This is a genomic window from Actinomycetota bacterium (genome assembly GCA_019347675.1).
GTDB lineage: Bacteria > Actinomycetota > Nitriliruptoria > Nitriliruptorales > JAHWKO01 > JAHWKW01.
The window spans coordinates 1-8,764 of sequence record JAHWKW010000043.1; the positions used below are offsets into that span (position 1 = coordinate 1).

Consider the following 8,764-nt stretch of genomic DNA (forward strand, 5'->3'; position numbering starts at 1 on the left):
GAGGACCTTGGTGATGAAGCCACCCTCCTCGAGCCGGTCACGGAACTCGGCGGGAAGGATCACCCGCCCCTTGGCGTCGAGGGAGTGGTCGAACTCCCCGAAGAACACCTGCTGGGCCTCTCCATCGTCGTCCTCGCCCTTTGTCTGACCCTTTGGACCCTACGCCCCCACTCTCTACCCGTCAACACCCCTCTCCACCACTTCGCGCCACTTCATCTCGCCGGCGATAATCCGCCGGCGCCCGTTGCACGGAGCTGGACCAGCTCTCGTCGCTGCTCCGCCTGGCGGACTCCGCAGCCTCCCGACCCTGCGCGGTGACGCAGTGAGACCGCCTCAGGCAGGCGGGAGGTGTGTCAGGAGGGCGTCGACCATGGCGGGGAAGGGACGGTCGAGCCCGGTGGCCACCGTGGCCAGGTCGGCGGCGGCCTGCCGGCGCTCGGCGGCGTCGAGGGCCAGCAGGGCGAGCAGGGGCTGAGGGTCCCAGTGGCGGAGGGCCAGGCACTGGAACCGGGCGCCATGGCGGGTGCGCCGCTGGGAGACACCCACCAGCTTGCGACCGCCTGTGCGCACCTCGCCGGGCCCGAGGGCGGCGAAGCAGACCAGGCGCGACCACTGCGTCCGCACCAGGGGGCCGGTGTGGGCCTCGGCGACCACGCCCACGTCGGCCAGGGCGGCGACCCAGGCCGCACCCAGCCAGTGCCCGGCCCGGTGGACGTCGTCGTCCCACAACCGGTCGTCCCTCGGTACCACCACGTCGACCCACAGCGCCTCACCGGGAACGAGGAGGACCGCCCCTCCCCCGCTGCGCCGGCGGGCGAGCTCCACGCCGGCGCCGGCGACCGCCGCCGCGTCGGCATCGGTGCGGGGCTGCGTCGAGCCCAGCACGAGGGCGGGGCGGTCGACCTCGAGCACGGAGACCACCCGTGCCGCAGGCTCGGGCAGCGGCCGGGCGTGGAAGGTCGCCGCCGACCCCACCGCGTGCTCCACTCGCCAGCCGGCCTCGCCCACCCCGCCAGTAGAGTCGCTGCGATGACTCCCGCCGCACCCCACCGCCGGCTGACCGAGTTCAGCCACGGCGCCGGCTGAGCCTGCAAGCTCGCTCCCGGCGAGCTGGCGCAGGTACTGCGCCGCCTGGCACCGGTCGACCACCCCGACCTGCTCGTGGGCTCCGCCACGGGCGACGACGCCGCCGTCTGGCGGCTCGACGACGACCGGGCGCTGGTGGTGACCGCCGACTTCATCACGCCGGTGGTCGACGATCCCCGGGAGTGGGGGCGCATCGCCGCCACCAACGCCGTGTCCGACGTCTACGCCATGGGCGGGCGCCCCATCCTGGCCCTCAACCTGGTGGGCTGGAACGTCGACGAGCTGCCCACGGAGGTGCTCGGCGAGGTGCTGGCCGGTGCCGCCGAGGTGGGGGTCGAGTGCGGGTTCGTCACCGTGGGCGGGCACACGGTCGACGACCCTGAGCCCAAGTTCGGCCTGGCCGTGGTCGGCGAGGTGCACCCCGATCGGTTGCTCACCAACTCCGGCCTGCGCCACGGCGACGACCTGGTGCTCACCAAGCCCCTCGGCGTCGGGATCATCGCCACCGCGGTCAAGCGCCAGCTGGCCACCGAGGAGATGGCAGCCGCCGCGGTGGCGTCCATGACCCGCAGCAACGCCGAGGCGTGCGCCGTCGCCCTCGACGCCGGCGCACGTGGAGCCACCGACGTGACCGGCTTCGGCCTGCTCGGCCACCTCGGGCGAATGGCGGAGGAGTCGGGCGTGGACGTGGTGCTCGACCACGGCGCGGTGCCGTTGCTCCCCGGGGCCCGCGATTTGGCCGAGGGCGGCTGCGTGCCCGGCGGCACCATGCGCAACCTCGAGTGGGTGACCGAGCGCCTCGACCGAGGCGACGCCGACGAGGTGACCGTCATCCTTCTCGCCGACGCCCAGACCTCCGGGGGGTTGTTGTTCGGCGCCGCTCCCGACGACGCCGCCGCCGCCGCCGAACGCCTTCGCTCCTCAGGCCACGAGGCCGCCGTGGTGGGCCGGGTCACGGCCGGGACGGGTCGGCTCCGGCTCGCTCCCTTGGGGTGAGCCGGCACCTGCGCGACGGGGCGAAGCGGGATCATGGGGGCTGCGCGCGATATGTGGGTGATCCCCGCCGATTAGGGCAGCGTGACGGACGGTCGAGCGGCTGCCTTCCCAGGACGAAGTCTCAGCGTTATGAGCGGCGCCAGCCGGTGGGCTGTTGCCCGGCTCCATCGTGGTCGCGCAGCTTGGCGCGTGCCCGCGATCGCCGGATCGGTGCTCGGAGATGGTGGCGGCTTGGGGCGATTCGTGTGCTGATAGGAGCCGGACATTCACGAGCCGGGAGTGATTCCGCCCGGCAGCGCTCCGGTTCCCGCTTGCGAGTGGAGCCTGCCTTGGCTGTTCCCATTCCGTGGTGCTCTGACCGAGGGGGAACGTAGCGTTAGCTGCCGGGAGCGCCCCCGTAATCCCGAGGTGCGCGATCGGGTGCCTGTGGTTCCCGTCCTCGTCGCGCTCCCGAACGAACTCCACGGCACGACGCCGGAACTCCGGCAGGTGCGGTCCAGCATCTCGAACTCCTTCCATCGGCCTCAGCCGCAGACGGTAGGTGTCCGAGAAACCGGGGAGCTCCACACTGGCCTGCAACTTCGGTCCGTCCAGCCGGCAAGTGCACTTTTGTGATGCACAGTATTGTCCACTTCTGTGTACACCATTGTGGGATGACCGGGCGCGTGTTGCTCCTGACTCTGTTCTCTGTGCTCGTCGCCGACCAGGTGTCGAAGCACGTCGCGCGCCGGGCACTGGCCGATGACCGCCGCGACGGTCTAGTCGCGTTCCGGCTCGTGGCGAACCCCCGCCCTGGTCTCGTGCGGCTCCACCGCAACGTCGCGCTTGCACTCTGGGCGGTCGCCGTCGCCTACTCGGTCGTCGTCGTTCGACTCCTCGACGGGAGCGTCATCGGCGGCGTCGCGATCGGGCTCGCCATCGGCGGCGCGACCAGCAACCTCGTCGACCGCGTCACTCGCGGCGCGGTGACGGACTTCGTCTGCCTGTGGCGATGGCCGGCCTTTAACCTCGCCGACGTGGCGCTCGTGGCTGCGGTGCCGCTCGCGGTGGGCGCGCTCCTGTGAACGCGCGGCAGGAACCGGTCGAACGGCGCACCGCAGCGACGTTTCTCGGCCGGCGCGTGCTGTTCCACATCGGTCGCAGCCCCCTTCCTTCCTACGCCGCGATGTTGTACCTCGGCTGCGTGCTCGGCACCTGGGCCGGGGCGTGGATGGCGTCGCAGCGGGACCTCGACGTGAGCCGATTCGTCATCGCAACAATCGCACTGCTGCTGCCAGCGCTCGGTGGTTCGCGTGCGCTGTACGTGCTCCAGCACCGAGACCACTTCCGGGACGATCGTCGCGCGGTCATGCGCCGCGGTGCCGGTGGCGCGACGTTGTTCGGCGGCCTCGCACTCGTCATCCCCGTGTCGATCGTCGTGCTGTGGCTCGCCCACCTCCCCTACTGGCGCTTCTGGGACGCAGCGTCCGTCACGATGCTCGTCGGCCTCGCGATCACCCGCGTCGGCTGCTTGATGAACGGGTGCTGCGTCGGGCGCGCCACCCAAGGCTGGTACGGCGTGGTACTCCCAGACGTCCACGGCCGGTGGGAGCGCCGCATCCCGACGCAGCTGCTCGAGATAACGTTCGCGATCGTCATGCTGGCAATCGTCCTCACGGTGCAGCCGCATGTCGAGGTCGACGGTGTGATCTTCGCTGCCGTCGTCGGCTCCTACACGCTCGCTCGATTCGCGACCCGATCGTTACGCGCATGGCTCACGGCCCCACGAACGCTCACAGGACGGAGATCGCCGCTTTGAAATGCGCCTGCACACGGGCTCCAGCGAGCGGCAGCCCGTACACCGCCACCTCGTCGATCCGCCCGTGGAACGGCCGCACCGGTGTGGCATCGGGACCGGGGCCCGCGCCGATCCGTAGCCGCTCGGTCCCGTTGGCGACGTAGAACACGGGAACAGTTACCGATCCCACTGACTCGTCCGGCGTCGCATTGTCGGCGTTGACGTAGAGCCGCAGGCACTTCTCCTTCTGCGTGTACGTCATCACGACGTGACGCCAACCGTCGCGCTCGAGGCCGTCACCAAGTGCTGCCTCGAGCGTCGTGTCGGCACCCGGGTTGCCAAGTCGGGCCACGACCTTCGGTGTCGGCGTCATCACGACTTCCAGGCTGTATCCGCTCACCAGCGCGCCGGCCGACTCCTTGAACGACCCCACCACCACCTCCCGGCTCGCAATCGTCGGATCAGGGCGTACCCACGCCTCCACGGTCAGGTCGACGGGCGGGTTGAGCAGCAGGTGGTAGTCGACCTCCACGTAGCCGGTCGCACCGTCGAACTCCGCCGCACGATCGAGCGGATCCTGCCCGACCGAGAGCGCGCCCGGCACGGTGCGGTTGACCGCCGCAGGATTCACGTAGGCGCCGTCGTGGCGGTCGGCGGCCACGTTCGTGTGGACGTCAGCTGCCGTGACGCCTTGGTCGTCGAGGCGCCAGTACCCGCGGAGGTCCTCTGCTGGGCCGAAGCGAACTATATTGTCGTACTTCTTAGCGGCCGCTTCGGCAGCGGCATCCGCGGCAGCCGTGTCCTTGCCGATCTGCTCGCCCTCGGCACGACCGTCTGCAAAGCCCTCCTCCTTTCCGATCGCACGGCCTTCCTCCTTGCCCTTCAGGTACGGCCCCTCGCCGACGCAGCCGGCGAAGGAAAACAGCAGCACGACGGGGAGCACGAGGAGAGGCACCAGGACGAGCAGAATCGTGGTCATTGTGCCGCCTCCTCGTCTTCGATGGGCTCGAGCGAATCGGTGTCCAGCTCGTCGAAACCCGGACTTTCGCCGACCGCCGTCACGAAGCCGGAGCGGTCCACGTGCACGACGGTCGGCCACGTGCGGATCCCAAACCGATCGGTTATCGTCCCGGCTGCGTCCGGCATCGGCTGGACCGCGCCGCCGGCATTATCGGCGAGCTCGCGTGCAGTCGTACCATCGTCCCCGTCGACGACGAGGAAGACGAGCGGCTCTTCGTCGTCCGATGATCGCTCCAGCATCGGTGCGAGCGCGGCGTGCGACACGTCGGTGTCGTGACGGACGAAGGCGACGATCGCGTCGCGGCCCAGCCGACCGATCGGCGGGGACGGGCAGTCGCGCTCCAAGTCGCCGAGATCAACGAAGCCCGGCCGGAAGGCACCGATCACGGACGTCCCGGCGACGACCCCCGGGGCGAGCGAGTCGACGCGAACCGGTGGAGCCGTGATGAGCCCATGCTCGAGGGCCTGTGCAAGGGCGCCCTCGTCGATCGCGCCGTCGTGCATCCAGACGACCCCGCCTCCTGGCGACAGCAGCCGCCACGACGGCGCCACCGGTTCCGGACGTAGGTCGAACTCGCCTGCCCACTCACCCGCCACGTCCTCGTTGACCGTCACCGTCGCCCCGTACTCGCGCGACAGCTCGTCGGCCACCTCCGCAGCGCGACCACGGTCGTTGGCGAGCTCACCACGCGCGAACAGCACGAGCACGGTGAGGCCGGCCCCCTCGCGGTGGCACTCGCGCAGCGCGCCGTCCAAGCTCGCGCGGGTCCGTTCGTCGAATTCCTCGCGCACGTTCACGACGAGCAGGTTCGTCCGTGCCGGGACGAGCGTCGTCGATGCCCTCACCGACAGCTGCGGGAACCGCACCTCGCGGCTCAGCTCGGTCTCGTCGTAAAGCGAGAGGCGCGACCCGGGACGTTCGAGGAACCAGAGCCCGTAGCGGTGGCACATCGCCTTCGTCTCGACTCGGCGCAGCGCCCCGGTAATGGGATCGACGACGACGCCCCGCAGCACGAGACAGACCTTCCCCGAACCGTCGAGCCCGGGAAGTGGCGCCGACGCGATCGTGCCGAACTTGCCCTGGACCGGCAGCGTCGCCGGAGCACGAATCGGTCCTGGTCGAAGATCGGGCCACGCGCGCCGCCCGGAACCATCTCCCATCGCCACTCGAACGTGTCGATTCTACCACCCGGGATCCAGCTCGTGATCGCGACGTGACCGTTGCGCGACGCGTCCGGCGCGAACTCGACGACCGGCCGTCGTCGAGGCGACAGCACTACCCGGCCGAGCAGCACCACACCCTCTGGACGGAACTGTGCGCGCTCGAGCCACACGTCGCCTTGCGCGTCGATCGTGCGGATCTGCTGGACGAGCCCGTCCTTCGAAGCGATCATCGCGTCGAGCGACGGCTGCATCGACACGCACGCATTGTCGACTGCAAGCACCAGCGTCGACGCGACCGCGTTGTGGACGGCGTTGCGGACCGTGCCATGACCGAGGCCTGACGCCGACACGGTGACGGTGCCTGAGCCGCGCGAAAGCCACATCGCCTCCGCGCCGCCGTCGAAGTGGACCTGGATGTCCTGGACGATGTCGAACGTCGCGTCGGCGAGGATCGAGTTCGTCCGCGCGTCGCCGTGCGCCCGCACCCTGACCGTCGCCGAGCTGTCGGCCGGAATCCACTCGGCCGACGACGAGGTGATCCGCCCCCGGTACACGGTACTGACCGACGGGCCGAGGAACGACGTAATGGTGACCCCGACACTCGGGGCGATGGACCGGAGCGAGTCCAGCACCCCATCGACCGCAGCGAGCAAGGGCTCCACGGCAAAGGCAGCAGCGACGTCCGCCCCGTCGAGGAAGATGGCACCGACGCTCGCGATGTTGCCGTCGCCCTGCAGTCCGAACGTGACGGCGGAGTCGCCGCCACCGACGATCGAACGCAGGTGGCCGCGCCGGAACCGCTTGGAGACCGCGTGCGGCGTTGCCTCGAAACGGCCGTCGAGCAGTCCCACGATCTGGCGGCGGATCACCTCGCGCGTAGTGTCCAGATCGGCCACGGGGAAGACGCCGATCACCGGCACAAGTTCGCCTTCTGAGTCGTCCCAGTCCCCGTCGAAGCGAACGGAGTCGCGATCGACACGGATCCACAGGTAATCGTCGGCGAGCTTGGACCATCCCCAGCAGTTGCCCGGGATCTTCGCGATTCGGTAGTCGGCCCCCACCGTGCCGTGGATGTACCGCGGGAACGCCGCCGAGCCCGCGTCCCCGTCGAACGTCGCGCGCACGCCGACGTCCATATGGAACCGGTCTCTCGAGCCGTGGATCAGCGTGATGCGCGGCACCCCGACCTGCGCAGCGAGCCAGCCCACCACCCCATCGATCGGGTGATCGTCGCCTATACGGATGCGGACGAGATGCGGCAGCGTCGGACGCGCTTCGTCGCGACCGCCGTTTTGGTGCATGCTCGCCACCAACCGGTTGACGGTGGATCCGGCAACCTGCACGACGGCGTCGAAGTCCCCGGTGAGCCCGTTAGCCACGCATCCTCCTCCAACGCTCTTAGGGACCGATCGGAGTCGACGCCGATGAACCACACGCCGTTGGCCCGCAGAAAACACTAGTCGTGTTGAGCGGGGCCTTGTTCTTGCGGTGCCGATGGGGGTTCACGTCGCGGTGATCGAAGCGTCGGCGATCGCGGATTCGCCACAACACTGCCGCCGTATCAATCCTGATGCCATCCTGAAGGGCATGCCTATCGGCCGCTCCGAACGGCGCCATCAGTGGCTGCGGCAACCGCGGGGAGAACGGCGCCTATCTGAACCTGTATCACCCAAGTTTCACACAAGCTCGGTGGTGTGTCTCGACCTCGGCGGCTGAGGCGTTGTGCCGGAGCAAGCAAGGGCCGCGGGAGCTGCGATCAACTCGTCAAGACTCGTACTGGGCAACGGGCTCAACCCTCACCGGAGGCTCTTGCAGGGCGAGCTCCCTCGCGATCGCCGGGATCTCGGGATCCGCGAGGAACCATTCGTAGTCCTCGATCTTCCAGTCGAAGAACACCCACACCCGGTAGGGGTCATCGGGATCCCGGAAGACATGGGAACCCGTGCACCCGTACTGCTCCCGCTTCTCAGCGCCCTTCGTCGAGAAGGTCTTCAGGAACTGGTCGAAGTCGGCGACCTTGGCGATGGTGACGATCATGTCTCCTCCTCGCTCGGGTGCTGTTGCCGAACCGTACGAGAAGCGACGCCAACCTCGCACGCCCGACCCAGGGGAATGCGCTACCCGCTGCGGGCCCATGCCCAGCCGCCGGAGGGCTCGCTCAGTCCCTAGCCGCACCCTCTGGCGCGCTCCCGCAACGCGCGAGAAGCGAGCGCTGTTCTGCGTACAATGCGGCGGCTGCCGGGGAACGTGGAGTGCGGCGGTGGAACTCGGTCCGGCCGCCAGCCTTCCTGCTGCGTACAGCGACCTCTGCCGTGCGCCGCTTTACTAGTAGATGGTGATTTCGTACCGGCGGCGCAGCGCGTCTGCGTGTTGTCGTAGCCACGCTGGCCGGTCGGCGGATCCCCAGTCGTCCCAGAGATGACGGTAGGACATGGCGAGGAATCGCACCGTTGGGTCCTTGACGTTCTGTTCGAATTCGGCGAGCTCGGCGGCGTGGATCGAGCAGGCCGCGATCTCGGGCGCGTTGATGGGCTCCCAGTAGAGGTAGGCGAGCGTGACCCGTCGGTCTGGGAACTGGCTCCGCACACCGAGGTAGTGCTTGAGAAGCTGGGCCGCATCGAGGTGGCGGTAGCGGTGAGGGTCTTCGACGAGTCGCTTGTATTCGCCGCGCCACGTCGCGTGGGCTGATGCCATCGCCTTGCCATACGCGTCGCTGAAGTC

General features: G+C 69.2%; 10 protein-coding genes. 3 read left to right on the forward strand and 7 right to left on the reverse strand.

What is annotated here, in order from left to right; translation table 11 throughout:
* The coding region (locus KY462_16235) for a cell division/cell wall cluster transcriptional repressor MraZ (GenBank protein MBW3579246.1) at positions 1–108 on the reverse strand (108 nt) is incomplete at its 3' end.
* 225 nt (positions 109–333) lie between these two features.
* A complete protein-coding gene (locus tag KY462_16240; protein ID MBW3579247.1) occupies positions 334–975 on the reverse strand; it encodes a hypothetical protein in 642 nt (213 codons plus the stop codon).
* 54 nt (positions 976–1,029) lie between these two features.
* On the opposite strand from KY462_16240, the gene selD reads away from it, so the two are divergent.
* The 3 genes from selD (at position 1,030) to KY462_16255 (ending at position 3,880) form a co-directional block, all read left to right on the forward strand.
* Positions 1,030–2,082: a selenide, water dikinase SelD gene (gene selD, locus KY462_16245; GenBank protein ID MBW3579248.1), complete on the forward strand. Its 1,053-nt coding sequence runs from the start codon at positions 1,030–1,032 to the stop codon at positions 2,080–2,082.
* Positions 2,083–2,735: 653 nt separating this feature from the next.
* Positions 2,736–3,146, forward strand: coding sequence for a signal peptidase II (locus KY462_16250; GenBank protein MBW3579249.1), 411 nt, complete (start codon positions 2,736–2,738; stop codon positions 3,144–3,146).
* Entirely contained in the window at positions 3,143–3,880 is a 738-nt protein-coding gene (locus KY462_16255) for a prolipoprotein diacylglyceryl transferase (GenBank protein MBW3579250.1), read from the forward strand. Before KY462_16250 ends, KY462_16255 begins: the two co-directional genes overlap by 4 nt.
* Here the strand turns inward: KY462_16255 and KY462_16260 are convergent.
* From KY462_16260 to KY462_16280, 5 genes are all read right to left on the reverse strand, one after another.
* Positions 3,855–4,838 carry a hypothetical protein gene (locus KY462_16260; protein MBW3579251.1) on the reverse strand — a complete coding sequence of 328 codons (984 nt, stop codon included), beginning with the start codon at positions 4,836–4,838 and terminating at the stop codon, positions 3,855–3,857. The two genes, KY462_16255 and KY462_16260, sit on opposite strands and share 26 nt — an antisense overlap.
* Positions 4,835–5,725 carry a hypothetical protein gene (locus KY462_16265; protein ID MBW3579252.1) on the reverse strand — a complete coding sequence of 297 codons (891 nt, stop codon included), beginning with the start codon at positions 5,723–5,725 and terminating at the stop codon, positions 4,835–4,837. Before KY462_16265 ends, KY462_16260 begins: the two co-directional genes overlap by 4 nt.
* A 29-nt stretch (positions 5,726–5,754) precedes the next feature.
* The gene (locus tag KY462_16270) at positions 5,755–7,422 is read right to left on the reverse strand and encodes a hypothetical protein (GenBank protein ID MBW3579253.1); all 1,668 of its coding nucleotides are present in this window, start codon (positions 7,420–7,422) and stop codon (positions 5,755–5,757) included.
* A 385-nt stretch (positions 7,423–7,807) separates the two neighbouring features.
* Complete coding sequence (locus tag KY462_16275; protein ID MBW3579254.1) at positions 7,808–8,080, reverse strand: hypothetical protein; 273 nt, start codon at positions 8,078–8,080, stop codon at positions 7,808–7,810.
* Between the two features lie 288 nt (positions 8,081–8,368).
* Positions 8,369–8,764 (reverse strand): hypothetical protein (locus KY462_16280; protein ID MBW3579255.1); only part of this gene is annotated, 396 nt, incomplete at its 5' end.